The organism is Streptomyces sp. NPDC107528 (assembly GCF_055639295.1).
The window spans coordinates 366,565-393,501 of sequence record NZ_JBVKAV010000013.1; the positions used below are offsets into that span (position 1 = coordinate 366,565).

Consider the following 26,937-nt stretch of genomic DNA (forward strand, 5'->3'; position numbering starts at 1 on the left):
GGTGCCGGGCGTGCCAGGAGTGGCATGGCCCGGCTGCGTCGAGGAGTTCGGGTTGCTGTTGTTCGGCGTCGAGGAACCCGGACTGCCGCTGCTCGGTGTGGAGGTGTGCGGCGCACTGCTGCTCGGCGTCGACGAGCGCTCGGGCCCGCCGCCGGGAGACGTGGACGGCGTCGTCGTGGGCGTGCCGGTGGACGGCGATGCGGCCCTGGGGGGCGTCGACTGGGCCGGGTTCTGGTTCGGCGTCGTCGTGCTCGGGTTGTGGCCCGGGGTTTGGGTACGGGTGCCACTGTTCGAGTCGGCGTTGTTGCGAGGTGTGCTGCCGTCGCTCGGGTTGGTGTTCGCGGGGTTGCTGCGGGGAGGAGTGCGGTCGCCCGGAGTCGTGTTCGTGGGGTTGCTGCGGGACGTGTTGCCGTCGCCCGGAGTCGTGTTCCCAGGGTTGCTGCGAGGTGTGCTGCCGTCGCCCGGAGAGGTGTTCCCGGGACCGCCGCGCGGTGGAGTACGGTCGCCCGGCGTCGTACCCGGAGTGTTCCGCGGCGTGTTGCCCTCGCCCGGGGTCGTACTCCCGGGGCGCTGGGCCGGTATTCGACCATCCGGCGTGCCCTGGGTACCCGGCGTACGCCCGTCCCCCGCGCCCGGAGCACGTCCGTCCGGCGTGGAGGCAGTCCTACTCCCCGGCGTTGTGGCAGACGTGCTTCCCGGAGTTGTGGCAGACGTGCTTCCCGGAGTTGCAGCAGACGTGCTCCCCGGCGTCGAGGCCGACGCACTCCCCGGCGTTGCCGCGGGCGTACCGCCCGGCGTCGCAGCCGGCGTACTCCGAGGCGCCGTAGAAGGCGTGGCGCTCGGAGTGGAGGCAGGCCCCGTCCCGGTGGCGGAAGGTGTGCCAGGTGTGCCGGCGGAAGGATTCCTCGCCGGGGCGGAGTTGGCGTTCGGGCTTGTGGCGGACGGCGTGCTGGAGCCGCCGGAGGCGCCCGGGCTGTGGTGCCCACCCGGAGTCGCACCCCCCGTGGAAGGCGCCGTGGGCGACGTCGGCATGGCCGAGCCGCCGTCCGAACGGCCGCCGGAACTGGAGGGGGACGAGTCGGCTGCCGGCGCCGGTGCGGCGTTGGACTGGGTGGGAGCGGTGGCGGCCAGGCCGTCGATCTGGGTGCCGATCGAGCCGCTCCCCGGCGAGGAGGACGTACCGCCGGACGACGCGGCCCCGGACGAGGGCGTGGACTGCGGGCTCGGCGACGACAGGCCGGATACGCCGGAACCGCCACCGGAGTGGGAGGGCCCGGCCGTGCTCGGCGCGCCCGAGGAACCGTTGGAGCCAGGGGAGTTGGACGATGCTCCGCCGGGCGAGGGGTCGTCGAAGTCCGTCAGGGACGACCCGGACGGGGCCACCGACGGCCTCGAGTACGGCGTGTCCGAGGAGGACGGATTCTGCCCGGAGCCGGAGCCGGAGTTGGAAGCGGATCCCGAGCCCGAGTCGGGGCCCGGCCCCACGTTCGGTCCGCCGATGTCGTTGCCGCCGGTGTCGGCCGATATCCCGTTGCCTATGTTCGTTCCCGGCCCGCTGCCGTTGCTCGAACGCGACGACGTCGAGGAGTCCGACGAGTCCGACGACCCCGACGAACCGGAGTCCGAGGAGGAGGAGTTGGAGTTGGAGTTGGAACTCCCCGAGCCGGAGTCCCCGCTCCCGCTGCTGCCGTCACCACTCCCGTCGGTACCGGCACCGCTGTCGCTGCCCGGCGTCCCGGACGGCCCGTTGTACCCGTCGATACGGCTGTCGATCGCGTGATGGAAGCGATCGCCCGCCTTCTTACCCATGCTGTCGCGCACGCCCTCGGCGAACGTCTGCGGGCTCTGCTTCAGGGCCTCAAGGCCCGCGGTGCCGCCGGCCTTGAGGGTGGCGCCGACGTCGTAGCCCTCCTGTGCGCCGAAGCCGACGTTCACCGTCTGGCGGATGAGGTCGGTGATGATCGCCTCGATCGCCGAGATCGCAGGCTCCTTCATGGTCTCGATGAGTGCCTCGAGCAGCGCCTTTTTGAGCTCGTCGAGGATACGGCGCACGAGGAGGCGGGCCGCCTGGGTGGCGCCCATTCCCGCTACCGAGGACAGACCGAAGGTGAAAGGCGCGGCGGCAGCCGCGGCGGCGATCTGGATGGCCAGGGCGATCAGCTGGGCGATCACCGCCCACTTGGCGAACTCGACGAGGTAGGCGCAGGTCTCCATCACGTTCGCGATGAGGAAGGCGGCCTCGGCGGCGTTACGGAGGTAGCCGTCGCCGCCCCCGCCGTCGAACTTCTCGTACGTCTTCGTGAACTTGTCGATCGACTCGCCGGCGTTGTTGGCGGTCACCGTGCGGGCGCTGGTGTTGGCCTTGGTGTGCAGGTCGGTGACGTCCTCACCGAACTTGCGCCACAGGGCGGCCGAGTCTCTGAGCTTGTCCTCGTCCGCCGTAGGCCAGTTGTAGCCCAGCATCTGGAGAACCCACTCGAGTTCGTCCGGCAGCATCATCGACACAGCAGTAAGCACCCCCGTCAGACAACACAGCCGTACAACTCCCTCACCCGTGAGGGAAAATCACACAGGAGTACAGCCGTCCGCAAAGTTTACGGACTCACCGGCCGGCAACTTCAGGGGGTTGCTGTCACAAGTCCGTTTCAGGTCGCCACTGTTGCCGGAAGCGAGCGGCAGGGCGGCTGACCGTTCACTGTGTACGGCCCTGGGTGCGCTGTCGGTGCCCCTTGACGTCGGGTCGGCCGACGTGGCCCTCGGCCCGTTCGGACTCGCCGAGCCAGATGTGCGGGACGTACCGCTGGACCGCGGAGACGAGTTCCTGTCGGCAGGGCGCGGGGAAGGGGAGGCGGTGGCGCAGGCGAGGCAGGTCGGGGTGCAACGGCTCCTCGTCGCGGACGAGGGTCCACAGGACGGGGTCGTCCCGGTCGATCGGGCCGGTGGGGAACAGTTCGAGGGAGTAGACCTTCTGGGTTCGGCCGAACTTGCTCCAGTACAGGCCGACTCCGGCGAGCCCCTGCCAGGGGATGACGTTGCGAAGCTTTCCGTTCTCGACCCACAGGCCTGTGGCGTCGACGAGGATCCGGCTGCGACGGTTCGCCCAGTTGGCGATGAACAGGAACACGCCGAGCGCACCGAGCAGCAGCATGAACACGAGGCCCACGTAACCCGCCGGGTTGGATTCCCCCTTCTGGTTCCCGGTAGCAACCACGACCGCGCCGACGACGCCGACCGCGCCCATCGCGATGAGCAGGACGGAGCAAGGGAGGCCGGTCATGGCGCCGCGACGGCCGGTCCGGATGACCATGGCGTCGGGCGCGGGGGAGGGCGTGTGCGAAGGCAACATGGTGCGTGAGCTTAGCGAATTGACCTACGCTGCCTCCCCATGACGACGCACGGCCGGGAACTCGGCGGGGAACACGTACAGACGCAGCTGCGAGGCGACGAGGGCGATCCGGTCCCGCCCGGGCTGGACGAGTTGCGGGCGAGTTTCCCCAGGCAGGCGGATCCGGGGTTCGCGAGCCGGCGGTCGCAGCAGGCGCGGAGTGCTCGCGGTGGGCTCATGGCCGCCGGGGCGCTGGTGGCGCTGGTCTGCCTCTTCGTGATCGTGGGACGCCTCAACAGCGGTACCCAGGCGGGCGTGGGGACCGCGATGTACTGCGTGAGCCTCGCTTCCGCCGGCCTCAGTGTGGAGTTGGCGCGGCGCGCCCGCACCCGCCTGGCCATGATGGCGATCATTCTGGCGGCGGCGGGCGCGTCGCTGGCGGACGCGATGCCCTGACTCGCTGGACATTCCGGTCAGCGAGCCGAGGGCAGGCTCAGGTCAGGTCTGGTCGTATGGACCATGTGGATCAGACCTTGGTGAAACACAACGTGTAGTCGAAGCCCCGGCTGTTGCGGTACTGGATGCCGTAGTCGTACTTCGCCGAGCACTCCTGGTCCTGTCCGGGGAGCAGGGCCCCCGTCTTGTACTCGGCCTCGGGCGAGCCACAGTCGACGACTGTCGGCAGCGGTTCGCCCTGAGGGTCCGCGACCTTCACGCAGTCGCCGATCTCGGGGTCGTGCGTCTTGTCCTCCTCGGCGGCCGCGGACGCCGAAGCCTCGGCCTTCGCCTTACCGCCGGTGGGGCTGGTGTTGTAGTCCCAGACGTAGTAGCCCAGCCCACCGAAGATCGCTATGACGACGAGGGCGGCCTTCAGCATCCGCAGCACACCTCCTGGCTGCGGGCGCTGAGGCCCGCCCGGCGGCTGCGGCTGAGGTTGCTGCGGGAATCCGTACCCTTGCTGCGGCTGACCGTACGGCTGCTGCGGTTGTCCGTACGGCGGTTGCGGCTGCTGCCCATACGGCTGATTCGGATACTGCGGTGGAGGCGTCGACATGCCCGGGAACCCCGTAGTTGGCTGAACGTTGAATGAACTGGCAAAGGTCAACGTGAAGTTGACCCGGCGCAGGCTATCCCCCGACGTCAGCCGGACCGTCACCGGGTCAGAAGTAGCTGATCAAGAACGACACCGCGGCGCCGACGATCCCCACCCCGATCGCCCCGATCACGAGCGACCGCGTCACTCCCCGCCCGGCCGCCTCCCAGGCGGCGTCGAACGAGACACGGCTCTGCCCGAACGGAGCGAAGCCGGTGGCGAGGCAGAACACCCCGAGCCCGGTGAACACCCAGCCGCCGAAGAACGCGGCGAACCAGCGCCACGCCCGGTCCATCCCGGCCTGGACGTAGTCGGCACCGGCCCCGCCCTCCGACGCCGGCGGCTCCGTCTGTTGTACGGACAACTCGGTGCCCTGCGCGTACCGTTGCTTGACCCGCACCGCCGCGTTGGCGTCCGTGCCCTTGCCGTCCTCGGCGACGAACGTGCCCTCGCAGCGGACGGGACGGCGGTTCTTACGGCTGCTGCGGGCGGCGTTGTTCGGGTAGCTGACCTCGCACTGCTGCACTGTAAGCGTGCCGTGGGTACCCGCCCAACCCGCCGCGTACGCCCCCTCGTACGCGCCGAACCCGCTCAGCCCGAGGCCCGCGATCAGAAAGACCAGGCCGCCCGCGCGCCCCAGGCGCCCGAAGACTCTGCCGAGGAGGCCGGCGAGGGAACGGTCGACGCCGGTGCCGTTTCCTGTGCCTTGCGTCCGAGCCATGACGATGCGGTCCTTCCGATGCGGTCCTTCTTCTCTACGGCCGATGGGGCCCCAGCATGGCATCCCCCTGTGACGGGAGATACTTCAGGTGTCGAGAGGCGACGAGAGGCAGCGACATGACGAGGCAACCCGAGAACTCACCCAACCCGCAGGGCTCTTCGCAGGAGCGCGGCGTGCTCGACGAGGCACTCGAACCCGAACAGATCCGTTCCCTGAACTCCGCCCTGCGCAAGTTGTCCGAGTCCGACGTCGGTGGCAAGGACTTGCAGGAGGCGGCCAAGAAGCTGCTCTCCGGCCGCCTCGCCCTGCGCGACGCCATGGACGACCCCGCGGTGTCACGAGCCCTGGGCGGAGGCATGGCCTCCCTGCGCGGTCAGTGGGAGTCGCTCTCGGAGGACGAGCGCGACCAGATCAGGCACGGCGAGCCGCTCACCGGCGGTGACCCCGCCACCGGGCCGTCGGATCCGAAGCGGGCGCAGGGCGAGGACTCCCAGTCCGGGAAGAAGAACCAGGGACGGCACAGCGGCGGGTTCTCGCTCTACTGAGCACGCCCGAGCCGTACGTTCACGCCCGAGCCGTACGTGTCATGCCCGAGCCGTAGGTGTCATGCCTGGCGCTGCTTCCGGTACAGCGCGATGGCCGCCTCAGTCGGATAGTTGGGCACGGTGACGGTCTCACCGGTCTCCTTGGAGACCACGATCTTGCTGCCGCCGGGCGGAGCCGGCTGAGGCCGCCCGGCGGCGTCCGTGACGGGCGGGAACACCGCGTACACCAGGTAGCCGATGTCGAACTCCTCGACGCGCAGCTCGGCGGGACTGCCGTCCGGCAGCCTGGGCTGCGCAAAGCGGCTGCGCACGATGGCGAGGGCCTGGTCGGAGGTGGTGGGCGCTGTCGGGTGGTCCGAAGTCACGGTCGCTCTCCTTGTTGTCTCGTTTGCCGCGGTGGGGATCTGCCAAGAGGACCGGGCCGGTCAGAACAACCCGTGCCACATCTGCTCGACGATCAGCGACCACCAGGTCTCCGCGTTACCCAGCGCGGACGCGTCCACGGCCGCCAACTGCTCCTGCAGCGCCGCCACTTCCGCACCGGCCGCGACCGGGTCCAGGCCCTGCAGTCGCTGTCGTACGGTGGCGAGCAGCGCCAGGGAGCGAGCGAATGCAGCGACCGAGACGTTGACGTAGCGGGCCTCGGCAGTGACCGGATCCACGGCCCAGAGGGCGCCGAGGCCGTCCGGCTGTCCCGAGCCCGGCAGGACCTGCACGGCGATGACTGCGACCCCGTCGAAGCCGATCCGGACCAGGTGCGCCAGGGCACCGATCTTGTCGTCGCCGGCCGGGCTGCGCCGCTCGCGCAGATTCGTGGCGACGTCGGTGAACAGGCCACCGGCCGGAGGGGCGTCCGACCGGTCGGCGGTGAAGAACAGCGGGAGGTCGGCCGGCAGCCCCGCCCACGTGAGCGTCGTCCCGGCAGCCTCGGGCAGCGCGCCGGCGGTGATGTCGTCGGCGTCGAAGCGACGGACGCCGTCCTCGCCGAAGACCTCCACGAGATGGCGGCCCAGAGCCACGTCACGCATCGGCTCCGCGGGCGTCACCTGCGCGGGAACCGGCAGGCGGTGCGGGCGGGGCGGCGGCTGCTGGCCGGCCATCCGGTGCATGGTCTCGACCTGCTCGACCAGCGCCGCGATGCCCTCCGCGCGCGCCTCGGGACGAGCCCCGTAGGTCTGTGAGCAGGAGAGCTGGGCGTTGCGGAAGGTGTTGAGGAGTTCGGCCGTGTAGCCGCCGGGGAGCAGGCTGGGACGCACATCGGTGTGGATGGCCAGGATGTTCTCGGCGGGTACGTTCATCCGCCGCAGCTCCCCCCACGCCTGGTACTCGGCGGGAGGCAGGCCCGGGGCGGAGGTGCGGAACAGGGTGGTCTCCTCGCCGTTCGCCGGGTCCGTGTACGTGAAGACAGCGGTGTTGCCGGGACCCGTGACCGGACGGGCGCCGCTTTCGGACGTGCCCGAGCCGCCGTGCTTCTGCCGGTACATCTGTATGACCTCGTCGACCGGCACCGACGGCCAGACCGTCAGTTCACCGGTACGACGGTCCACGACCCCGCACGCGTCACCGATCTCGGCAGGCGGCCGCCGCTGACCGGTCACCGGGTCACGCTCGGGCTCCGCCGGTGCCGCCCACACGACCCAGCCCAGGTCGAACTCCTGCATCCGGACCTCGCGGCGCGGCTCCGCGGAGTCTTCCGGGTTGAGCCAACGGTCGGCGATGGCGAGCGCCTGCTCCTGGCTGGTCACGGGGAGGCTCCTTCGAAGTTCATCGGTTGTGGGTGCTCACGAGGCTATCCCCGCGTCCGCCGCGCGGATACGCAGGGCCTTCGCCCCGTGTTCGGTGGCGAGAAGGAGGATGCCGTCCGGGGAGATGTCGGCGGCGGTGAAGCGCGTGTCGGAGATCAGTGCCGCCACCATCTCCTGATCCGCCCGGTCCCAGACCCGCAGGTAGTCGGCGCCTCGGCTCAGGCCGAGCGGGGCGGCGGCACGCTCCTCCTCCGAGGGGCGTCGAATCTGCTCGGGGTCGGCATCGCCGAGGTGATCAGGCTGTACGAGGCCATGGACCAGCACCGCGGAACCGGGCTCCTCGCCGGACGCACCGACCGGGTGGGCACCCGGCGTGCCCGCGGGTACGACCAGGACGGCGACCGGGGTGGCAGATCCGTCGGCGCGAGGCAGGCTGCCGACGGTCACGGCGCTGATGCCCGGGACGGGCAGGCTCCACAGCGTCTGCCACGGCAGTTCCAGCCCGAGCCGCTGGTGGATCGCCTCGGCGTACTCGGGCAGGCCGTCCTCGACGAACGCGGTCTCCAGCAGGGCTGCGCGCAGCATGGGGGACGCCTGGGTGCGGGTCAGAAGGGGTGTCGTACGCAGGTACGTGCGGGCGGGGGCGCCCAGCTCCTCGGCCGGTACCGCCTCGATGGCGGCGCGCAACGGCACCGGATCGGCGTGGACGAACAGCCCCGGGTCGGTGAGGAGTTGGGGCAGGAGCCCCGCTTCGAGCGTGTGGCCTGCGATGTTGTCGCGCACGTAGGGGTCGGCCTTCCCCCAGTCCTGCTCGGGCACGGCCTCCAGCAGGGCCATCGCGATCTGGCTCTGGGCGGCGGCAACGTTCGGCAGGCCGGCGCGGATCTCGTCGCTGATGGCCGGGTGCAGCAGCCGTAGCAACGTACGCCCGTCCGCCTGCTCGTCGTCCGTCGCGTCCGCGTCCTGTTCCTCGGGCTGCACGAACGGCGCGGCGAGCAGCATCCCGCCCGCGATGGCCTGGCTCATGTCCTGCCCGGCGACCGCGCTCGCCAGCCGCGACCACAGTTGAATCGGCAGACCGTCGGCCTCGGCCAGGGCGAGCGGTGCCAGCAGGAGCCGCAGCGTCTGCGAGTCGGTGCCGAGCCGCCTGGCGTGCAGGTCCAGGGCCTCACCGACAGACGTCGGCAGGAACCTCTCGTCGGCCGGGTCGAAGCCCTCCGGAGCCATCAGGATGCAGTTGACGGCGAGTTGGACGACCAGCGGACTGGTCCCGGCCCGGCGGCCGATGGCCGCTCCCAGGGCGAGACGGGAGGCGGGATCCGCGGTGAACGGAAGCTCGGGTGCTCCGAACTCCCCGCTCAGCGCCGCCTGCGCGTGCCTCAGCAGGCCCTCGGGGTCGGCCCACTCCGGCTCGTCGAGATCGATGATCTGCACGGTGCCGGAGGGCAGGACCTCGGCCAGCTCGGCGGCCAGCGGACGCGGCACCTCGGCCAGGAGCCGGACCGTCTCCGTGGCGGCCAGGGGGGAGAGGACCTCCCGTACCAGCCGTGCGGGTTCGCCCGCCGTCCGTACCGGACCGGCACGGTCGACGTCCGGTACGACGACGGTCACCGGCTCGTCGAGTGCCGCCAGTTCGGCGTACACGCCCTCGACACTGGTGGCGTTCAGTTCGTAGTGATCGGCGAGCAGCCACAGGACCTGGGCCGCGGTCAACCCCTCGGGGGCCGGTACGGCCGGGGCCGGCAGGTCCGGCGGCACCGTCGACGGGTCCATCTCGTCGAGCGGCAGCCGCTTGCGGTACTCCGGCTCGCACAGCATCAGGAAACCGGTGAGCAGCCGCGAACGCCCGCTTCCGGAGCTGCCCGTGAGCACGACCACGCGGGGCGCGCCGGGCGCGGCACCGCGCCAGGCGGTGAGCGCGCGCAACGCGGCGGTCCGGCCGCCTATGTGGGGGTGCGGTGCGTGGTGCTCGGTCGTGCCGGTCATGGGTCCCCGTCCTCCGTCATCGCGGACGCATTTTCGTAGGACCTTGATCTTAGGCGCCGGGCCGGTCCCACGGACGGGCCCGTCCCCGACCGCCGACGCCGGCGGCGTACCCCCGAAGCCGGCCTACTCCGCCGCCACCCCACCATTGCGCGGCGTGGCCTCCAGATCGAACTCCCCGTCCCGCGCCCCCAGCACGAACGCCCGCCACTCCGCCTCGGTGTACCGCAGAACGGTGTCGGGGTCCAGAGACGAGCGCATGGCCACCGCGCCCGCCGGCAGGTAGGCGATCTCGACCCGCTCCTCGTGCGCCTCGGTACCGGGCGCGCACTGCCACTCGACCCCCGAGATGTCGAGGGCGTACAGCTCGTCCCTCTCCCGCTCCTTGCGCGCCTTGACGTCCTCGGACTGAGTCCCGACCTCGTTGTTGCGTGCCTCGGTCATGCCGCTGGGCCTCTTCCTGACGTGCGAACGACGTACGTGAGTCAGCCTACTTGCGTCGGAGGCCCCGCACGTGCCTGTCGAGGATCAGAGGTCCTGGCGAGGCCGCAGGTTGCTGTGCACGACACCGGTCGGCACCTGCACCTGACCGTCGTACTCGGACGTCGTCCGCTGCCAGATGGCGTCCTGCTCGGCCTCGTTCTTCTCGTGCGCCACGCCCATCTTGGTGAAGGCGACGCCCATGCCGGCGATGCGCTCCGCCAGGCTGGCCATCGACTCGTACATGCCGTCGCGCAGGCCCTCGTAGACGACGCCGAACTTCTCGCCGATGTCGTCGTCCCCCCACGGCGGGGTGTCGCCCTTCTCGAGCGCGGTCAGCCCGGTCTGCAGGGTTGACACGGCCTTGGCGAAGTCCACGCCGACGCCGAACATGTGAAAGCCCTCGGTCTTGAGGACCTCAGGGTCGGAGTCCATGTAGTCCGACGACACAACTGCCCCCCGTGGCTCGTCTTTTCTGTCGCAACGCCACTCTAACGGGGACACCTGTCCGGGACCCAGCCCTCACGTGGGCAACGGAGAGGGGCGGCACCCACATGGGTACCGCCCCTCCCGATCGACCGATCGACCGATCGACCAACCGTCCCTCAGAAGCGGTTCGGCACCCAACCCGTCTGAATCAGCTGCCCACCCCGACGCCGCGTATGGAAGTGCCCACGCCCGGGCGGCAGTTGCGTCGCGGTGATGTTGCCGAGCAGCGCACCCTCCGCCCGGTCGCCGGAGAGCACGACACCCTGGGCGCCGAGCTCGCGCATCCGCTGCATCACGGGCTCGTACAGCGACCGGCTCGCACCGCCCGAGGCGCGCGCGATGATGACGCGCAGGCCGATGTCACGGGCGAACGGCAGGTACTCCAGGAGCGGGGCCAGCGGGTTCACGCCGGTCGCCACCAGGTCGTAGTCGTCGACGATGACGAACGCGTCCGGGCTGCTGTACCAGCTGCGGTTGCGCAGCTGCTCGGGCGTGACGTCCGGGCCGGGCATCCGGCGGTGCATCGAGCCGGCCAGGCCCTCCAGCGTCTCCGTCAGGGCCGGCGCCGAGGCGCAGTACCGCGACAGGTGCGAGTCGGGCACGCCCTCAAGGTGGGCGCGCCGGTAGTCGCCCATGACGATCTTCGCCTTGTCCGGCGAGTAGCGCTCGGTGATCTGCTTGACGAGCAGCCGGAGCATCGCGGACTTACCGGACTCGCTCTCGCCGAACACGATGAAGAGCGGGTCCGTCTCGAAGTCGACGAAGACCGGCGACAGCGACGACTCGTCGATGCCGATGGCGACACCGCGGTCCGGGTGCTCGAAGCCCTTGGGCAGCCCGTCCGCGGGCATCATCGTGGGCAGCAGACGGACGGACGGGGCGTGCTGGCCCTGCCAGTTCTCGTTGATGCCGCTCACGAGGATCGACGTCGCCTCCGACAGGTCCTCCGTCTCCGAGGAACCGTCGACACGGGGCAGGCCCGCCATGAAGTGCAGCTTGTCCGAGGTCAGACCGCGGCCCGGCACGGTGGCGGGGACGTTCTGCGCGACCTTGCGGTCGATCTCGGACTCCGTCGGGTCACCGAGCCGCAGCTCGATGCGGTTCTGCAGCATGTCCTTGAGCGCGGGCCGCACCTCGGTGTAGCGGCTGGCCGTCAGGATCACGTGCACACCGAAGCCGAGGCCACGCGTGGCGATCTCGGTGACGGTCGCCTCGAGCATCTCGTAGTCGGTCTTGAAGGTGGCCCAGCCGTCGATGACGAGGAAGACGTCGCCCCAGAGCTGGTCCGGCAGCTGGCCCGAGTTCCGGCGCTGACGGTAGGTCTGGATCGAGTCGACGTTGTTGGTGCGGAAGTACTCCTCACGCGCGTTGAGGATGCCCTCGACCTCGCTGACCGTACGGCGCACCTTCTCGGCGTCGAGACGGTTGGCGACGCCGCCGACATGCGCCAGCTCCTCCATCGAGATCAGACCGCCACCACCGAAGTCCAGGCAGTAGAACTGCACTTCGGACGGCGTGTGAGTGAGGGCGAACGACGAGATGAGCGAGCGCAGCAGCGTCGACTTGCCGGACTGCGGACCACCGACGAACAGACCGTGACCGGCACCGCCCGCGAAGTCCCGGTACAGCACGTCACGCCGCTGCTCGAACGGCTTGTCCACCAGGCCGACCGGCACGTTGAGCCGGCCGAGCGCCGTGTAGTCGGGCGCGGTGAGGCCGCGGTCCTGGGTGACGGCGAGCTGCGGGAGCAGCTGCTCCAGCGAGGGCGCCTCGTCGAGCGGGGGCAGCCACACCTGGTGGGCGGGCGGCCCCTGGTTGATCATCCGGCTGACGAGGACGTCCAGCACGGTGTCGGCGAGCGCGTCGTCCACCCGGTTGTCGGGCTCCGGCTCCTCGATCACCGGCTGCGGGGGCAGCGCCACATGCTCCGCCGAGAACAGCGCGGGACGCAGCTGCGTGGAGCGGTGCACCCGGGACGGTCCCTCACCGTGGTACGCCCCCGACACGTACGCCGCCTTGAAGCGGACCATGGTGTCGGTGTCGTACCGCAGATAGCCGGAGCCCGGGATCGACGGCAGGTGGTAGGCGTCCGGGACGCCGATCGCCGTACGGGACTCGGCGGCGGAGAAGGTCCGCAGACCGATCCGGTACGACAGGTAGGTGTCCAGGCCGCGCAGCTTGCCCTCTTCCAGGCGCTGCGAGGCCAGCAGCAGGTGCACACCCAGCGAACGGCCGATACGGCCGATCTGGATGAACATGTCGATGAAGTCCGGCTTGGCCGTCAGGAGTTCGGAGAACTCGTCGAGCACGATGACCAGCGAGGCCATCGGCTCCAGCGCGGCACCCGCCGCCCGGGCCTTCTCGTAGTCGTGCAGGTTGGCGTAGTTGCCCGCCGAGCGCAGCAGTTCCTGACGGCGCTGCGTCTCACCCATGATCGAGTCGCGCATACGGTCGACGAGGGTGAGGTCGTCCGCGAGGTTGGTGATCACGGCCGCGGTGTGCGGCATGTCCGCCATACCGGCGAAGGTGGCGCCACCCTTGAAGTCCGCGAGGATGAAGTTCAGCGTCTCCGAGGAGTGCGTCACCGCGAGACCCAGCACCAGCGTACGCAGCACCTCGGACTTGCCGGAGCCGGTCGCTCCGACGCACAGGCCGTGCGGGCCCATGCCCTCCTGCGAGGCCTCCTTGAGGTCCAGCATGACCGGCTCGCCGTTCTCGCCGACACCGATCGGCACGCGCAGCCGCTCGTGCAGCGTGCGGGGCCGCCAGGTGCGGGCGACGTCGACGGTGCCCGCGTCGCCGATGCCCATGAGGTCCGTGAAGTCCAGGTTGGACAGCAGCGGTTCGCCCTCCTCCGCGGAACCGACCCGGAAGGGGGCCAGCTGCCGCGACAGGGACTCGGCCTGCGCCGGGTTGAGCAGGTCGGGCTTGCCGGTGTACGCGGACTCGTGGCCGACGAACAGCCGCATCCGCTCCGGCTTCACATAGACCGTCAGGCCGGCGCGCAGCTCCTCCTCCAGCTCGCCGGGCGCGATCTCCAGGAAGGTGACGCCCTGGAGGCCCTCGCTGCTGGCGAGTTCGGAGTCCGGCGGGACGGTGCCGCCGTCGAGCACCACGATCAGGTGCGGCTGGTCGTAGACCGGGGTCGCCTCACGGTTCCAGCGGGGCCTGTCGTCCAGCTGGTCCGCGAGCGCCTCCTCCAGCTCACCGAGGTCGTCGAAGAGGAGCCGGGACGAGCCCGCTCCGTCCTTGCTCTTCGGGTGCTGGCTGTGCGGCAGCCACTTGATCCAGTCCCAGTCGGCCGCCGCGGACGGATGCGCCACCACGGCGATCATCAGGTCCTCGGGCGAGTGCAGCGTCGCCAGCTGGGACAGGGACGCGCGGGCGTTGCCGTAGACCGTGTCCGTCTCACCGCAGACCGTCACGTGGTAGAAGGCGCGCAGCGAGATGGCGACCGGCAGGTCCGACAGGCTGCCGTGCGCGTCGAGGAAGGCCTTCATGGCCGCCGCGGTCAGCGGCTCCAGCTCCTCCTTGGGAGCCGTCTCCGGCGCCACGAGCGGGGTGTTCAGCTGCTGGATGCCGCGACCGATCCGCACGGAGGCGAAGTCCGCGTCCGTCGGGCGCCGCTCCCACAGCCGCTTACCGTCCGCCGCGACCGCCCACAGCTGCTCCGGGTCGGGGTGCTGGAAGAGCTGGCTCTGGCGCTGCAGCTCCGCGGTCTTGTGTACGTCCTTGCGGACCTGTTCCAGGTAGCGGAAGTAGTCACGCCGGTCCTGAGCCATCCCCGCGCCGCCGCCCTGCTGACGGGACTTGGCGAACTGGGCGATGGCCATGGCCAGCGTCGAGGCGAGCATCAGCCCGCCGACGACCCTCATGTAGGAGGGGAGACCCGGCATGAAGAAGAAGCCGACCGAACCCACCATGCCCATCATGGGCAGCAGGTTCATCAGCATGCTCTCGTCGCCCTCGCGAGGGATCTCAGGAGGCGTCTCGAGTTTGACCTCGCCCTCCGGGACGGCCGGGGGCACTATCCGCGGTGGTCGTTTGATGATGACGACGCTCACCGAATGCACTCATCCTTCGCGATTGATACGTCATACGTCCTGGCACCGACGCCCCCGTGTACCGCGACGTGTTCTCGTTCGCGTAGGCGTCGTTCGCGTAGACAGCGATCCTACTGATGCGCCACGTGCCCGAGGGAGGGAGGCGGATGGAGATGCGGCGCAGGTCCTGGGAGGAATGGGGGAGGTAGGTCCTTCCCCGGGTACCGCAACGGATATGGTGGCGCTCCGCGTCGTACGAGCGGCGCGAGGAGCCTTGTCTAGCAGGGGGAACACCAGGTGAGCACGGGGACTTCGACAGGTTTCTGCCGAATCACCATCGCAGCGCCGGACAGCCGTGTAGATGTCGCGCTGCCGGAGGACCTGCCGATCCAGGACCTCTTTCCTGAGATCATCAGGCTCTCGGGCCTGGTCCAGTCCGACACCAGTCCATCTGGTTACCACCTTGTGACCCGCGAGGGTCAAGTGCTCGACGCGAGCCGTTCGTTGCTCGAGCACCGCGTCAGGGACGGTGAGGTGCTGCTGCTGCGGACCTTCGCCGACTCGCTGCCGCCGGCCGTGCACGACGACGTGGTGGACGCGATCGCCGCCGCGGTCAAGCAGGACCTGCGCAGCTGGAACGACAACCTGATGCGCCTCGCCGGTCTCGTCGCCGGATCGCTGCTGCTGGTCATGCTCGGCTTCGTCTTCTGGTTCGCGGACCCGATCCGGCACGACATGCACGGCCTGCAGGGCATCCTCGCCGGCGTGACCGCGCTCGCCCTGACGGCTCTCGCCGGCGTACGGGCCCGGGTCTACGAGGACCGCGGTTCCGCCGTCGCGCTCGGTATCTCGGCGCTGCCGCACGCGCTCATCGCGGGCTCCGGCGTCCTTTCGCAGGACGCGGGTGAGGGCCCCGGAAGGCTCCAGTTCCTCGTCGGCTGCGTCGCCGTGCTGCTGTTCTCCGTCGTACTGATCATGCTGCTGCCGCAGGGCGACGCCCCGTTCGTGGCCGCCGCGCTCGCCTCCGCGATCGGCACCCTCGCCGTGTTCTGCGGTGTGCTCACCGAGGCCCAGCCGCGGGAGATCGCCGCCGGCACCGCGGTCGTCGCCCTGGCGGTCGTCGGCTTCCTGCCCGGCTGGTCCGCCCGCTTCGCCAAGCTGCCGATCGGCTTCCGCAACCCCGAGGACCTGGCCAGGGCCCGTCGCGATGGCAACGAGGGCGACCTCGAGGCCGTCGACGTGCAGCGCATCGTCGCCCAGACCAGCCGCGGCCACGAACTGCTGCTCGGCCTGGTCGGCGGCTGCGCCGCGGTCATCATCGGTGCGGGCGGCGCGGTGCTCGGCTTCAGCGACAGCGGCTGGGCCCAGCTGCTGGCCCTGTGCGCCGGCCTCGCCGCGATGCTGCGGGCCCGCCTGTTCCGCTACACCGCCCAGGTCACCTGCCTCTTCGTGGCCGGTGTCGTCACGCTCGGACTGCTGGTGCTCGGCCTCGCGATCTCGCCGCCGGCCGACATCGTCATGGAGCTGCTCCAGGGCAACTCCGGCCCGGTCGACGTCCGCACCCTGTGGCTCGGCGCCTCCGTCGGCGCCGGTGTGCTGCTGCTGATCGCGATCGCCCTGATCGTGCCGCAGAAGGGGCTCTCCCCCTTCTGGGGCCGCATGCTGGACCTCGCCGACTCGCTGGTCCTGCTCTCCCTGATCCCGATCTGCCTGGCCGTCCTCGACGTCTACGGCAAGGTCCGCGGCGGCGTCTGACCGGCGCCGGGGCCCGGAGGCCGCCTGTCAGGAGCGTGCCCGCGTGCTGGTACGCTGTGTGACGGCCGTTTGTGTACGCGCCTCCGGGTCCACCTGGGGGACGCGCCCAGCGGATCCCCGCCTCCCGAGTCACGGAAGCTCCCCTGAGAAGTGGACCAGGGGCACTCGGTGGCAATCAGAGACTACGAGGAGTACACGTGTCGCTCGACACCGCCACGAAGAAGCAGATCATCGCCGAGTTCGGTACCAAGGAGGGCGACACCGGCTCCCCCGAGGTCCAGGTCGCCATGCTCTCGCGTCGCATCTCGGACCTGACCGAGCACCTCAAGACCCACAAGCACGACCACCACTCCCGTCGTGGCCTGCTGATCCTCGTCGGTCAGCGTCGCCGTCTTCTCCAGTACCTGGCGAAGAAGGACATCCAGCGCTTCCGTACGCTGGTCGACCGCCTGGGCATCCGCCGCGGTGCGGCGGGCGCCAAGTAAGACGCCGTGAAGGGAGCGGTTCCCACTCTTAGGGGCCGCTCCCTTTGCTGTACGTGCGGAGTGTCACCGCCCCTTTGTAGTGTGGTAGCACAACGCAGTACCACGAGGAGAAGCGCACCTCGCCGCCGCCGGTCCTCGGTAGTGGCCCCCGGGCGATGTGAACCCGGGTGCTTCGATCGAAGACCGGCCCGCACCAGATGGAGCAGCTTCTCCGCTCACGTCCCCCCGCCACACGGGCGGATCGGGACAAAAGACGCAACGCAGACGAAAAGTAACGGAGAAAACGCTAGTGGAGAACGAGACCCACTACGCCGAGGCCGTCATCGACAACGGCTCCTTCGGCACCCGCACCATCCGCTTCGAGACGGGCCGTCTGGCCAAGCAGGCCGCCGGTTCCGCCGTGGCGTACCTGGACGACGACACCATGGTGCTGTCGGCCACCACCGCCTCCAAGAACCCCAAGGACCAGCTCGACTTCTTCCCCCTGACGGTGGACGTCGAGGAGCGGATGTATGCCGCCGGCAAGATCCCCGGCAGCTTCTTCCGCCGTGAGGGTCGTCCCTCCGAGGACGCCATCCTCACCTGCCGCCTCATCGACCGCCCGCTGCGCCCGTCCTTCAAGAAGGGCCTTCGCAACGAGATCCAGGTCGTCGCCACGATCATGGCGCTCAACCCCGACCACCTGTACGACGTCGTGGCGATCAACGCCGCGTCCGCGTCCACGCAGCTGGCCGGCCTGCCCTTCTCCGGCCCGATCGGCGGCGTCCGCGTCGCGCTGATCCGCGGCCAGTGGGTGGCCTTCCCGACGCACAGCGAGCTCGAGGACGCCGTCTTCGACATGGTCGTCGCGGGCCGCACCCTGGAGGACGGCGACGTCGCGATCATGATGGTCGAGGCCGAGGCCACCGAGGGGACCATCAAGCTGCTCCAGGGTGGCGCCGAGGCTCCGACCGAGGAGGTCGTCGCCGCCGGTCTGGACGCCGCGAAGCCCTTCATCAAGGTGCTCTGCAAGGCCCAGGCCGACCTCGCCTCCAAGGCCGCCAAGCCGACCGGCGAGTTCCCGATCTTCCTCGACTACCAGGACGACGTCCTGGAGGCGCTCTCCGCCGCCGTCCGCCCGGAGCTCGCCTCCGCGCTGACCATCGCCGGCAAGCAGGAGCGCGAGTCCGAGCTGGACCGCGTCAAGGCGCTCGCCGCTGAGAAGCTCCTGCCGGAGTTCGAGGGCCGCGAGAAGGAGATCTCCGCCGCGTACCGCTCGCTCACCAAGCAGCTGGTCCGTGAGCGCGTGATCAAGGAGAAGAAGCGCATCGACGGCCGCGGTGTCACCGACATCCGCACGCTGGCCGCCGAGGTCGAGGCCATCCCGCGCGTGCACGGCTCCGCCGTGTTCGAGCGTGGCGAGACCCAGATCCTGGGCGTCACCACGCTGAACATGCTCCGTATGGAGCAGCAGCTGGACACGCTGTCGCCGGTGACGCGCAAGCGCTACATGCACAACTACAACTTCCCGCCGTACTCCACCGGCGAGACCGGCCGCGTCGGCTCCCCGAAGCGCCGCGAGATCGGCCACGGTGCGCTCGCCGAGCGCGCCCTCGTGCCGGTCCTGCCGACGCGCGAGGAGTTCCCCTACGCGATCCGCCAGGTCTCCGAGGCGCTGAGCTCCAACGGCTCGACGTCCATGGGCTCGGTCTGCGCCTCCACCATGTCGCTGCTGAACGCCGGTGTGCCGCTGAAGGCCCCCGTCGCCGGTATCGCCATGGGCCTGATCTCCCAGGAGATCGAGGGCGAGACGCACTACGTCACCCTCACCGACATCCTCGGTGCGGAGGACGCCTTCGGCGACATGGACTTCAAGGTCGCCGGCACCAAGGAGTTCGTGACCGCCCTCCAGCTCGACACCAAGCTGGACGGCATCCCGGCCTCCGTCCTGGCCGCCGCCCTGAAGCAGGCCCGTGACGCCCGCCTCCACATCCTCGACGTGATGATGGAAGCGATCGACACGCCGGACGAGATGTCCCCGAACGCGCCGCGGATCATCACCGTGAAGATCCCGGTCGACAAGATCGGCGAGGTCATCGGCCCCAAGGGCAAGATGATCAACCAGATCCAGGAGGACACCGGCGCCGAGATCACGATCGAGGACGACGGCACGATCTACATCGGTGCCGCCGACGGCCCGGCCGCCGAGGCCGCCCGCACCACGATCAACGGCATCGCCAACCCGACGATGCCCGAGGTCGGCGAGCGCTACCTGGGCACGGTCGTGAAGACGACGACGTTCGGCGCCTTCGTCTCCCTCCTGCCCGGCAAGGACGGCCTGCTGCACATCTCGCAGATCCGCAAGCTGGCCGGCGGCAAGCGCGTGGAGAACGTCGAGGACGTCCTCGGTGTGGGCCAGAAGGTCCAGGTCGAGATCGCCGAGATCGACTCCCGCGGCAAGCTGTCGCTCGTCCCGGTCATCGAGGGCGAAGAGGCCTCCGACGAGGACAAGAAGGACGACACCGACCAGTGACGTCGAGTAGCTCCACGGCGACGGCCCGCACCTCTTCGGAGGCGCGGGCCGTCGCCCGTACCCAAACCCTCATCATGGGCACCAACGGCATCGGCACGGTCCGCAAGACCACCCTCCCGGGCGGGCTGCGCATCGTCACCGAGACCCTGCCCTCGGTCCGCTCGGCGACCTTCGGCATCTGGGCGCACGTCGGCTCCCGCGACGAGACCCCGGCTCTGAACGGCGCCACGCATTACCTGGAGCACCTGCTCTTCAAGGGCACCGCCCGCAGGTCGGCCCTGGACATCTCCTCCGCCATCGACGCCGTCGGCGGCGAGATGAACGCCTTCACGGCGAAGGAGTACACGTGCTACTACGCGCGCGTGCTCGACACCGACCTGCCGCTCGCCATGGACGTCGTCTGCGACATGCTGACGGGCTCCCTCATCGTCGAAGAGGACGTCAACGTCGAGCGGGGCGCGATCCTCGAAGAGATCGCCATGACGGAGGACGACCCGGGCGACTGCGTGCACGACCTGTTCGCGCACACCATGTTCGGCGACAACCCCCTCGGGCGCCCGGTCCTCGGCACGGTCGACACGGTCAACGCCCTCACCGCCGACCGCATCCGCCGCTTCTACAAGAAGCACTACGACCCGACCCACCTGGTCGTGGCGGCCGCGGGCAACATCGACCACAACAAGGTCGTACGACAGGTCCGCGCGGCCTTCGAGAAGGCCGGCGCCTTCAAGAACGGCGACGCCGCGCCCATCGGCCCGCGCGAGGGACGGCGCACCATCCGCGCCGCGGGCCGGGTCGGCCTGATCGGCCGCAAGACCGAACAGGCCCATGTCGTCCTCGGTATGCCCGGCCTGGCCCGCACGGACGAGCGCCGCTGGGCGCTGGGCGTCCTCAACACCGCCCTCGGCGGCGGCATGTCGTCCCGCCTGTTCCAGGAGGTCCGCGAGAAGCGCGGCCTGGCCTACAGCGTGTACTCGTACACCTCGGGCTTCGCCGACTGCGGCCTGTTCGGCGTGTACGCGGGCTGCCGGCCCTCGCAGGTCCACGACGTGCTGAAGATCTGCCGCGACGAACTCGACCAGGTCGCCGAACACGGCTTGTCCGACGACGAGATCGACCGCGCCATCGGCCAGCTCCGCGGCTCCACCGTCCTCGGCCTGGAGGACACCGGTGCGCTGATGAACCGCATCGGCAAGAGCGAGCTGTGCTGGGGCGAGCAGATGTCCGTCGACGACATGCTGACCCGGATCGCGGCCGTGACGCCGGACGACGTCCGCGCGGTTGCCCGCGAGGTCCTCGGACAGCGGCCCTCGCTCTCGGTCATCGGCCCGCTGAAGGACAAACAGGCGACCCGGCTGAACGACGCCGTCGCCTGACCGTCCGCCCACGGAACATCCGACGCGGAACATCCGACGTAAGGAAGCAAGAAAGATGAGCAAGCTGCGCGTGGCGGTCCTCGGTGCCAAGGGCCGCATCGGCTCCGAGGCGGTACGGGCGGTCGAGGCCGCCGAGGACATGGAGCTGGTCGCCGCCCTGAGCCGGGGCGACAAGCTGGAGGCGCTGGCCGAGACCGGCGCCCAGGTCGCCGTCGAACTGACCACGCCGGACTCGGTGATGGACAACCTCGACTACTGCGTACGGCACGGGATCCACGCCGTCGTCGGTACGACGGGCTGGACCGACGAGCGTCTCGCGCAGCTGAAGGCCTGGCTGGCCGAGTCCCCGGAGACCGGCGTGCTCATCGCGCCGAACTTCTCCATCGGGGCCGTCCTGACGATGAAGTTCGCGCAGATCGCCGCGCCCTACTTCGAGTCGGTCGAGGTCGTCGAGCTGCACCACCCGAAGAAGGTCGACGCCCCGAGCGGTACGGCCACGCGTACGGCTCAGCTCATCGCCGAGGCCCGCCGTGCCGCCGGTACGGCCCCCGCGCCGGACGCCACTCAGACGGCCCTCGACGGCGCGCGAGGTGCCAGCGTCGACGGGATCCCGGTGCACGCGGTCCGCCTGCGCGGCCTGCTGGCCCACCAGGAGGTCCTGCTCGGCGGCGAGGGCGAGACCCTGACCGTCCGCCACGACTCCCTCCACCACAGCAGCTTCATGCCGGGCATCCTGCTCGGCGCCCGCCGCGTGGTGACCACTCCGGGCCTGACTTTCGGCCTGGAGCACTTCCTGGACCTGGGCTGAGGCCCGCAGATGCGCGCGAAGATCTCCTACGTCATAACGGCCGCCGTCCTGGTCGTCTACTTCGTCCTGGTCGGCAGCCGTGGCGTGCTGCTCATCCAGTCCGGCACGGTCCTCACCGTCACCTTCGGTGTGGCGGTGCTGATCCTGCCGGTGATCGGCCTGTGGTTCCTGTGGAAGAACACCCAGTTCGTCCGCCGGGCCAACGCGCTGGCCGCCGAACTCGACGCCGAGGGCGCCCTGCCCGTCGACGAACTGAAGCGCACCCCCAGCGGCCGTATCGACCGTGACTCGGCCGACGAGGTCTTCGCCAGGCGCAGGGCCGAGACGGAAGCCGCCCCCAACGACTGGCGCAGCTGGTTCCGCCTCGCCGTCGCCTACCACGACGCCCGCGACACCCCGCGCGCCCGCAAGGCGATGCAACGCGCCATCGCCCTCCACGACGGCAGGACCGTCGAGGCCTGAGCCCTACGACGACCCCTCGGCGGTACGCGAAGGGGCCGGCCCGCACTGCTCGCGGGCCGGCCCCTTCGCGTACCCCGGCTCGATCAGCCTTGCGTGTTCTCCGCGGCCCAGGCCTCCACGGCGTCCGTGGCCCGGTTGAAGGCCGCGACCCGGGCCATGAAGTCCGCGTTGTGCGTGGTCATCAGCGTCGGCATGTCATCCGCACGGTCGCGCCGTACGAGCATCAGTGCCTGTCCCTGCACCGTGCGCGGCAGCCCCAGCCAGCGCACCGGCTGCTGCACCGTCCGCACGGCGGCGACCTGTTGCCAGGGCACCGTACGCGTGGCGAAGAACCTCACCTGGCGCAGCCCGCTCGCGCTCACCCACACGCCCATCCGCAGCAGCCTCAGGGCACCCGCGATGACGGCCAGCGCGATGCCGAAGACGACCGCAGCCCCGGTCACCGTGCCCGTCAGGGCGATGATGACCGCGGCGAACAGCACGTACGAGGCGAGCAGCAGCCACAGCGCGGCCACACCCACGCGCCACGGCCCGGGCCGGTAGGGGCGCCGCCAGCGGTCGAGGTCGTCGAACGGCAGCGCGACATCGTCGGCTGTCTCGAATGCGCGGTCGGCCGTCAGGAAGGGCAGGGGCACGGCTGGTCCTCACTCGTTCCATGCATGGGCTGTGCCCGGTGAGGCTATCGACCTGTGTCCCCACTCACCACCCTTGGGGGTCCGATGGAGTCAGCGCCCCTGGGAGGCCTGGGACTGCTGAGTCTGCGCCCCCTTATCGGTGGACAGCGCGGGCGTGCCCACCACCAGCGAGCCGGCGAGCCCGGCGACGATGGTGAGCCCCAGGAGCCATCGCCCGGCTATCTGGCCGACGGACGCCCGCTCACGGGGTGGGGGAGTGACATTGCTGCGGAACCTGTCGGCCTCGGCGAGAAAGGCGAACGGAACGGGCTCACGCCGACGGAACATGGAGGGTGCGTCCCCCTTCGGGATCGAACGAATCACTTTCATCAACACAGACGAGCGAGTGCCCCAAAAGGTGCCCGGTTTCACCGACTTCCTTCCATCGCGACCTTCCTTCGGTCACGACGGTGAGCGCCCCGTTTGATGGGACGTAGAGTGGCGTCGCCAAGAGACGAGATGGGAAGGACCCTCCGAACCGTGACCCCCACCCCCGACGACGATTTCAAGATCGATCTGCGCAGCGATGTCACCGTCGAACTGGTCAAACACAGCGCGGCCGACTCCGACGTGCTGTTCGCGGCCCGGGTGTCGACCGTCGGGGAGCAGTCCCTGGATGAGTTGAACAAGGACCCGGAGCGTTCGAAGGGCCTGATCAACTACCTCATGCGGGACCGGCACGGCAGCCCGTTCGAGCACAACTCCATGACGTTCTTCATCAGCGCCCCGATCTTCGTCTTCCGCGAGTTCATGCGGCACCGTGTCGGGTGGTCGTACAACGAGGAGTCCGGCCGCTACAGGGAGCTGCAGCCGGTGTTCTACGTGCCGGGCACCTCGCGCAAGCTCGTGCAGCAGGGCCGCCCGGGCAAGTACGTCTTCGTCGAGGGCACCCCGGAGCAGCACGACTTCGTGCAGCACGCCATGGAGGAGTCGTACCGCGAGGCGTACCGGACCTACCAGGAGATGCTCGCCCAGGGCGTCGCCCGCGAGGTCGCCCGCGCGGTCCTCCCGGTCGGCCTGTTCTCCTCGATGTACGCCACCTGCAACGCCCGGTCGCTGATGCACTTCCTCGGCCTGCGCACCCAGCACGAGCTGGCCAAGGTCCCGTCCTTCCCCCAGCGGGAGATCGAGATGGTCGGCGAGAAGATGGAGACGGCCTGGGCCGAGCTCATGCCGCTCACCCACGCGGCGTTCAATGCGAACGGCCGTGTGGCGCCGTAAGGCACTGTCCGTATTGCGGCATTTAGAGAAGTTCATCTAGCCTGATCAAACGGACCCGGCACTGCTTGAACCCCCGAGCAGGCAGTGCCGGGCTCCTTATTTGTCCTGACTTTCCCGTACCCCCCTAGGGCAGACCAGGCCGTGCGCAACGAGTAGCGTGTAACCCATGGCTCCGACCTCCACTCCGCAGACCCCCTTCGGGCGGGTCCTCACCGCCATGATCACGCCCTTCACGGCGGACGGCGCACTTGATCTCGACGGCGCGCAGCGGCTCGCCACGCACCTGGTGGACGCAGGCAACGACGGCCTGATCATCAACGGCACCACCGGTGAGTCGCCCACCACCAGCAACGCGGAGAAATCGGACCTGGTACGAGCGGTGGTGGAGGCCGTCGGCGACCGAGCACACGTCGTGGCCGGCGTCGGCACCAACGACACCCGCCACAGCCTCGAGCTGGCCCGAGCGGCGGAGAAGGTGGGCGCACACGGCCTCCTGGTCGTCACGCCCTACTACAACAAGCCCCCGCAGGAGGGCCTGTACCGGCACTTCAAGGCCATCGCCGACGTCACCGAGCTGCCGGTCATGCTCTACGACATCCCCGGCCGCAGCGGCGTCCCGATCAGCACCGAGACGATCGTCCGCCTCGCCGAGCACCCGCGGATCGTCGCCAACAAGGACGCCAAGGGTGACCTCGGCCGCGCGAGCTGGGCCATCGCGCGCTCCGGCCTCGCCTGGTACTCCGGCGACGACATGCTGAACCTGCCGCTGCTCTCCGTGGGTGCCGTCGGCTTCGTGTCGGTCGTCGGCCATGTGGTCACCCCCGACCTGCGCGCGCTCGTGGAGGCGTACATCTCGGGCGACGTCCAGAAGGCCACGGAGATCCACCAGAAGCTGCTCCCGGTCTACACCGGCATGTTCCGCACCCAGGGCGTCATGACCACCAAGGCCGCGCTCACCCTTCAGGGCCTGCCCGCGGGGCCGCTGCGCGCACCGATGGCCGAGTGCTCACCCGAGGAGATCGAGCAGCTCAAGATCGATCTTGCCGCGGGCGGGGTACAGCTCTAACACCAGACTTCGCGCTCCGGGCGCGCACAACAGACTCCACAACTGAATACGCGGGCCACCGGTGCCTGCACCCCACAACGACAACTGCTTCTGCACGAACGTCACGCGCGCCACGTGCCCAACCGGTACGTGGCGCGCGTGGTGAGGAGAGTCTTTTGAGTCATCCGCATCCTGAACTCGGCACGCCGCCGCCGCTCCCCGAGGGCGGCCTGCGCGTCACCCCACTCGGCGGCCTCGGCGAAATCGGCCGAAACATGACGGTCTTCGAATACGGCGGCCGCCTACTGATCGTCGACTGCGGAGTGCTCTTCCCCGAGGAGGAGCAGCCCGGAATCGACCTGATCCTCCCGGACTTCTCGTCCATCCGGGACCGCCTCGACGACATCGAGGGCATCGTCCTCACGCACGGCCACGAGGACCACATCGGTGCCGTCCCGTTCCTGCTCCGCGAGAAGCCGGACATCCCGCTGATCGGCTCCAAGCTGACCCTCGCTCTCATCGAGGCGAAGCTTCAGGAGCACCGGATCCGCCCGTACACCCTTGAGGTGACGGAGGGGAACCGCGAGCGCATCGGCCCCTTCGACTGCGAGTTCGTCGCGGTCAACCACTCCATTCCGGACGCGCTCGCGGTGGCCATCCGCACGCCTGCCGGCATGGTGGTCCACACGGGCGACTTCAAGATGGACCAGCTCCCGCTGGACAACCGTCTGACCGACCTGCACGCGTTCGCACGGCTGAGCGAGGAAGGCATCGACCTCCTCCTCTCCGACTCCACGAACGCGGAGGTCCCGGGCTTCGTCCCGCCCGAGCGGGACATCTCCAACGTCCTGCGCCAGGTCTTCGCGAACGCCCGCAAGCGGATCATCGTGGCGAGCTTCGCCAGCCACATCCACCGCATCCAGCAGATCCTGGACGCGGCCCACGAGTACGGCCGCAGGGTCGCCTTCGTCGGCCGCTCGATGGTCCGCAACATGGGCATCGCCAGGGACCTGGGCTACCTGAAGGTCCCCCCGGGCCTGGTGGTGGACATCAAGACACTGGACGACCTCCCCGACCACGAGGTCGTGCTGGTCTGCACGGGTTCCCAGGGCGAACCGATGGCGGCCCTGTCCCGCATGGCCAACCGGGACCACCAGATCCGGATCGTCCAGGGCGACACGGTGATCCTGGCGTCCTCCCTGATCCCCGGCAACGAGAACGCGGTCTACCGCGTCATCAACGGCCTGACCCGCTGGGGCGCCAACGTCGTCCACAAGGGCAACGCCAAGGTGCACGTCTCGGGCCACGCGTCGGCCGGCGAGCTCCTGTACTTCTACAACATCTGCCGCCCGAAGAACCTGATGCCGGTGCACGGCGAATGGCGCCATCTGCGCGCCAACGCCGAACTGGGCGCTCTGACCGGCGTCCCGCACGACCGCATCGTCATCGCCGAGGACGGCGTCGTCGTCGACCTCATCGAGGGCAAGGCGAAGATCGCCGGCAAGGTCCAGGCCGGGTATGTGTACGTCGACGGCCTCTCAGTCGGCGATGTGGGCGAGCCGGCGCTCAAGGACCGCAAGATCCTGGGCGACGAGGGCATCATCTCCGTCTTCGTGGTGATGGACTCCTCCACCGGCAAGATCACGGGCGGCCCGCACATCCAGGCCCGCGGCTCCGGCATCGAGGACTCCGCCTTCAGCGAGGTCATCCCGAAGATCACGGAGACGCTGGAGCGGTCGGCTCAGGACGGAGTGGTCGAACCCCACCAGCTGCAACAGCTCGTGCGCCGCACCCTGGGCAAGTGGGTCTCCGACACCTACCGCCGCAGGCCGATGATCCTCCCTGTCGTCGTGGAGGTCTGACGGTCCGTCGGACGCTGAACCGTGCGAACCCGGAGCGGGGCGCCTCGATTTGCATCGGGGCGCCCCGCTCCAGTACGTTTACGGCTCCGCCCGAACGGGAACCCGGCCACTTCGTGTGCCGGAACCAGTCCCCGGAGGGGGCGGGAATTCCGACTCAGAACTTCTGATAAAGTCGGAGTCGCCGGAAAGGGAAACGCGAGAGCGGAAACCTGGAAAGTACCGAGGAAATCGGATCGAGAAAAGGTCTGATAGAGTCGGAAACGCAAGACCGAAGGGAAGCGCCCGGAGGAAAGCCCGAGAGGGTGAGTACAAA

Annotated in this window: 23 protein-coding genes and 1 pseudogene; 12 read left to right on the forward strand and 12 right to left on the reverse strand. The window is 69.6% G+C overall.

Features of this window, described 5'->3' with window-relative positions; genetic code table 11:
* Positions 1-10: 10 nt before the first annotated feature.
* Positions 11-1,780, forward strand: coding sequence for a hypothetical protein (locus tag ACZ7L5_RS36850; protein ID WP_471522589.1), 1,770 nt, complete (start codon positions 11-13; stop codon positions 1,778-1,780).
* Between the two features lie 338 nt (positions 1,781-2,118).
* On the opposite strand, the pseudogene ACZ7L5_RS36855 reads toward ACZ7L5_RS36850, so the two are convergent.
* Positions 2,119-2,499, reverse strand: a pseudogene (locus ACZ7L5_RS36855) (WXG100-like domain-containing protein); the annotation flags it as partial.
* A gap of 193 nt (positions 2,500-2,692) precedes the next feature.
* Positions 2,693-3,346 carry a hypothetical protein gene (locus tag ACZ7L5_RS36860; protein ID WP_471522537.1) on the reverse strand — a complete coding sequence of 218 codons (654 nt, stop codon included), beginning with the start codon at positions 3,344-3,346 and terminating at the stop codon, positions 2,693-2,695.
* A gap of 39 nt (positions 3,347-3,385) precedes the next feature.
* Between ACZ7L5_RS36860 and ACZ7L5_RS36865 the strand changes: the two genes are divergently transcribed.
* Positions 3,386-3,781, forward strand: a complete 396-nt coding sequence (locus ACZ7L5_RS36865; RefSeq protein WP_471522539.1) for a hypothetical protein — start codon at positions 3,386-3,388, stop codon at positions 3,779-3,781.
* Positions 3,782-3,851: 70 nt separating this feature from the next.
* On the opposite strand, the gene ACZ7L5_RS36870 is transcribed toward ACZ7L5_RS36865, so the two are convergent.
* Together ACZ7L5_RS36870 and ACZ7L5_RS36875 are read right to left on the reverse strand one after the other, a co-directional pair.
* Complete coding sequence (locus ACZ7L5_RS36870) at positions 3,852-4,202, reverse strand: LppU/SCO3897 family protein (RefSeq protein ID WP_471522541.1); 351 nt, start codon at positions 4,200-4,202, stop codon at positions 3,852-3,854.
* 283 nt (positions 4,203-4,485) lie between these two features.
* Positions 4,486-5,139 carry a hypothetical protein gene (locus ACZ7L5_RS36875; RefSeq protein WP_471522543.1) on the reverse strand — a complete coding sequence of 218 codons (654 nt, stop codon included), beginning with the start codon at positions 5,137-5,139 and terminating at the stop codon, positions 4,486-4,488.
* A 116-nt stretch (positions 5,140-5,255) separates the two neighbouring features.
* Between ACZ7L5_RS36875 and ACZ7L5_RS36880 the strand changes: the two genes are divergently transcribed.
* Positions 5,256-5,684, forward strand: a complete 429-nt coding sequence (locus ACZ7L5_RS36880) for a hypothetical protein (RefSeq protein WP_471522544.1) — start codon at positions 5,256-5,258, stop codon at positions 5,682-5,684.
* A gap of 59 nt (positions 5,685-5,743) precedes the next feature.
* Here the strand turns inward: ACZ7L5_RS36880 and ACZ7L5_RS36885 are convergent, their stop codons facing one another.
* The 6 genes from ACZ7L5_RS36885 to eccCa form a co-directional block, all read right to left on the reverse strand.
* Positions 5,744-6,049, reverse strand: coding sequence for a hypothetical protein (locus tag ACZ7L5_RS36885; protein ID WP_471522546.1), 306 nt, complete (start codon positions 6,047-6,049; stop codon positions 5,744-5,746).
* Between the two features lie 60 nt (positions 6,050-6,109).
* Positions 6,110-7,429, reverse strand: coding sequence for an SUKH-4 family immunity protein (locus tag ACZ7L5_RS36890; protein WP_471522548.1), 1,320 nt, complete (start codon positions 7,427-7,429; stop codon positions 6,110-6,112).
* A gap of 36 nt (positions 7,430-7,465) precedes the next feature.
* Positions 7,466-9,415 carry an ATP-binding protein gene (locus tag ACZ7L5_RS36895; protein WP_471522550.1) on the reverse strand — a complete coding sequence of 650 codons (1,950 nt, stop codon included), beginning with the start codon at positions 9,413-9,415 and terminating at the stop codon, positions 7,466-7,468.
* A 123-nt stretch (positions 9,416-9,538) separates the two neighbouring features.
* The gene (locus ACZ7L5_RS36900; protein WP_471522552.1) at positions 9,539-9,856 is read right to left on the reverse strand and encodes a DUF397 domain-containing protein; all 318 of its coding nucleotides are present in this window, start codon (positions 9,854-9,856) and stop codon (positions 9,539-9,541) included.
* A gap of 84 nt (positions 9,857-9,940) precedes the next feature.
* A complete protein-coding gene (locus ACZ7L5_RS36905) occupies positions 9,941-10,327 on the reverse strand; it encodes a hypothetical protein (protein ID WP_471522554.1) in 387 nt (128 codons plus the stop codon).
* A 170-nt stretch (positions 10,328-10,497) separates the two neighbouring features.
* Positions 10,498-14,445 (reverse strand): type VII secretion protein EccCa, encoded by a 3,948-nt coding sequence (gene eccCa, locus ACZ7L5_RS36910; RefSeq protein ID WP_471522556.1) that lies wholly within the window; start codon positions 14,443-14,445, stop codon positions 10,498-10,500.
* Between the two features lie 276 nt (positions 14,446-14,721).
* Between eccCa and eccD the strand changes: the two genes are divergently transcribed.
* The 6 genes from eccD (at position 14,722) to ACZ7L5_RS36940 (ending at position 21,822) form a co-directional block, all read left to right on the forward strand.
* The gene (eccD, locus tag ACZ7L5_RS36915) at positions 14,722-16,179 is read left to right on the forward strand and encodes a type VII secretion integral membrane protein EccD (RefSeq protein WP_471522558.1); all 1,458 of its coding nucleotides are present in this window, start codon (positions 14,722-14,724) and stop codon (positions 16,177-16,179) included.
* A 197-nt stretch (positions 16,180-16,376) separates the two neighbouring features.
* The gene (rpsO, locus tag ACZ7L5_RS36920) at positions 16,377-16,664 is read left to right on the forward strand and encodes a 30S ribosomal protein S15 (protein ID WP_190076129.1); all 288 of its coding nucleotides are present in this window, start codon (positions 16,377-16,379) and stop codon (positions 16,662-16,664) included.
* A gap of 289 nt (positions 16,665-16,953) precedes the next feature.
* Positions 16,954-19,176 carry a polyribonucleotide nucleotidyltransferase gene (locus ACZ7L5_RS36925; RefSeq protein ID WP_471522560.1) on the forward strand — a complete coding sequence of 741 codons (2,223 nt, stop codon included), beginning with the start codon at positions 16,954-16,956 and terminating at the stop codon, positions 19,174-19,176.
* A complete protein-coding gene (locus ACZ7L5_RS36930; protein WP_471522562.1) occupies positions 19,173-20,552 on the forward strand; it encodes a M16 family metallopeptidase in 1,380 nt (459 codons plus the stop codon). The genes ACZ7L5_RS36925 and ACZ7L5_RS36930 overlap by 4 nt, the downstream gene beginning before the upstream one ends.
* Before the next feature lie 55 nt (positions 20,553-20,607).
* Positions 20,608-21,360 carry a 4-hydroxy-tetrahydrodipicolinate reductase gene (gene dapB, locus ACZ7L5_RS36935; RefSeq protein ID WP_471522564.1) on the forward strand — a complete coding sequence of 251 codons (753 nt, stop codon included), beginning with the start codon at positions 20,608-20,610 and terminating at the stop codon, positions 21,358-21,360.
* Positions 21,361-21,369: 9 nt separating this feature from the next.
* Positions 21,370-21,822, forward strand: a complete 453-nt coding sequence (locus ACZ7L5_RS36940) for a tetratricopeptide repeat protein (protein ID WP_406196384.1) — start codon at positions 21,370-21,372, stop codon at positions 21,820-21,822.
* Positions 21,823-21,905: 83 nt separating this feature from the next.
* Here ACZ7L5_RS36940 and ACZ7L5_RS36945 read toward each other — a convergent pair whose 3' ends face one another.
* Together ACZ7L5_RS36945 and ACZ7L5_RS36950 are read right to left on the reverse strand one after the other, a co-directional pair.
* Positions 21,906-22,457 (reverse strand): PH domain-containing protein, encoded by a 552-nt coding sequence (locus ACZ7L5_RS36945; RefSeq protein WP_471522566.1) that lies wholly within the window; start codon positions 22,455-22,457, stop codon positions 21,906-21,908.
* Between the two features lie 90 nt (positions 22,458-22,547).
* On the reverse strand, positions 22,548-22,784 hold the full coding sequence (locus tag ACZ7L5_RS36950; protein WP_471522568.1) for a hypothetical protein: 237 nt from the start codon (positions 22,782-22,784) through the stop codon (positions 22,548-22,550).
* Positions 22,785-22,976: 192 nt separating this feature from the next.
* On the opposite strand from ACZ7L5_RS36950, the gene thyX reads away from it, so the two are divergent.
* From thyX to ACZ7L5_RS36965, 3 genes are all read left to right on the forward strand, one after another.
* Positions 22,977-23,717: an FAD-dependent thymidylate synthase gene (gene thyX, locus ACZ7L5_RS36955; protein WP_328878818.1), complete on the forward strand. Its 741-nt coding sequence runs from the start codon at positions 22,977-22,979 to the stop codon at positions 23,715-23,717.
* 166 nt (positions 23,718-23,883) lie between these two features.
* On the forward strand, positions 23,884-24,783 hold the full coding sequence (gene dapA, locus ACZ7L5_RS36960; RefSeq protein WP_363032241.1) for a 4-hydroxy-tetrahydrodipicolinate synthase: 900 nt from the start codon (positions 23,884-23,886) through the stop codon (positions 24,781-24,783).
* Between the two features lie 155 nt (positions 24,784-24,938).
* Complete coding sequence (locus ACZ7L5_RS36965) at positions 24,939-26,624, forward strand: ribonuclease J (RefSeq protein ID WP_471522571.1); 1,686 nt, start codon at positions 24,939-24,941, stop codon at positions 26,622-26,624.
* The last annotated feature ends 313 nt before the right edge of the window (positions 26,625-26,937 follow it).

Bases quoted from the DNA above. Each gene is read 5' to 3' on its own strand.
- ACZ7L5_RS36860 (WP_471522537.1), bottom strand. From the start codon at position 3,346: ATGTTGCCTTCGCACACGCCCTCCCCCGCGCCCGACGCCATGGTCATC.
- ACZ7L5_RS36865 (WP_471522539.1), top strand. From the start codon at position 3,386: ATGACGACGCACGGCCGGGAACTCGGCGGGGAACACGTACAGACGCAG.
- ACZ7L5_RS36870 (WP_471522541.1), bottom strand. From the start codon at position 4,202: ATGCTGAAGGCCGCCCTCGTCGTCATAGCGATCTTCGGTGGGCTGGGC.
- ACZ7L5_RS36875 (WP_471522543.1), bottom strand. From the start codon at position 5,139: ATGGCTCGGACGCAAGGCACAGGAAACGGCACCGGCGTCGACCGTTCC.
- ACZ7L5_RS36880 (WP_471522544.1), top strand. From the start codon at position 5,256: ATGACGAGGCAACCCGAGAACTCACCCAACCCGCAGGGCTCTTCGCAG.
- ACZ7L5_RS36895 (WP_471522550.1), bottom strand. From the start codon at position 9,415: ATGACCGGCACGACCGAGCACCACGCACCGCACCCCCACATAGGCGGC.
- ACZ7L5_RS36900 (WP_471522552.1), bottom strand. From the start codon at position 9,856: ATGACCGAGGCACGCAACAACGAGGTCGGGACTCAGTCCGAGGACGTC.
- ACZ7L5_RS36905 (WP_471522554.1), bottom strand. From the start codon at position 10,327: ATGGACTCCGACCCTGAGGTCCTCAAGACCGAGGGCTTTCACATGTTC.
- dapB (WP_471522564.1), top strand. From the start codon at position 20,608: ATGAGCAAGCTGCGCGTGGCGGTCCTCGGTGCCAAGGGCCGCATCGGC.
- ACZ7L5_RS36940 (WP_406196384.1), top strand. From the start codon at position 21,370: ATGCGCGCGAAGATCTCCTACGTCATAACGGCCGCCGTCCTGGTCGTC.
- ACZ7L5_RS36950 (WP_471522568.1), bottom strand. From the start codon at position 22,784: ATGTTCCGTCGGCGTGAGCCCGTTCCGTTCGCCTTTCTCGCCGAGGCC.
- dapA (WP_363032241.1), top strand. From the start codon at position 23,884: ATGGCTCCGACCTCCACTCCGCAGACCCCCTTCGGGCGGGTCCTCACC.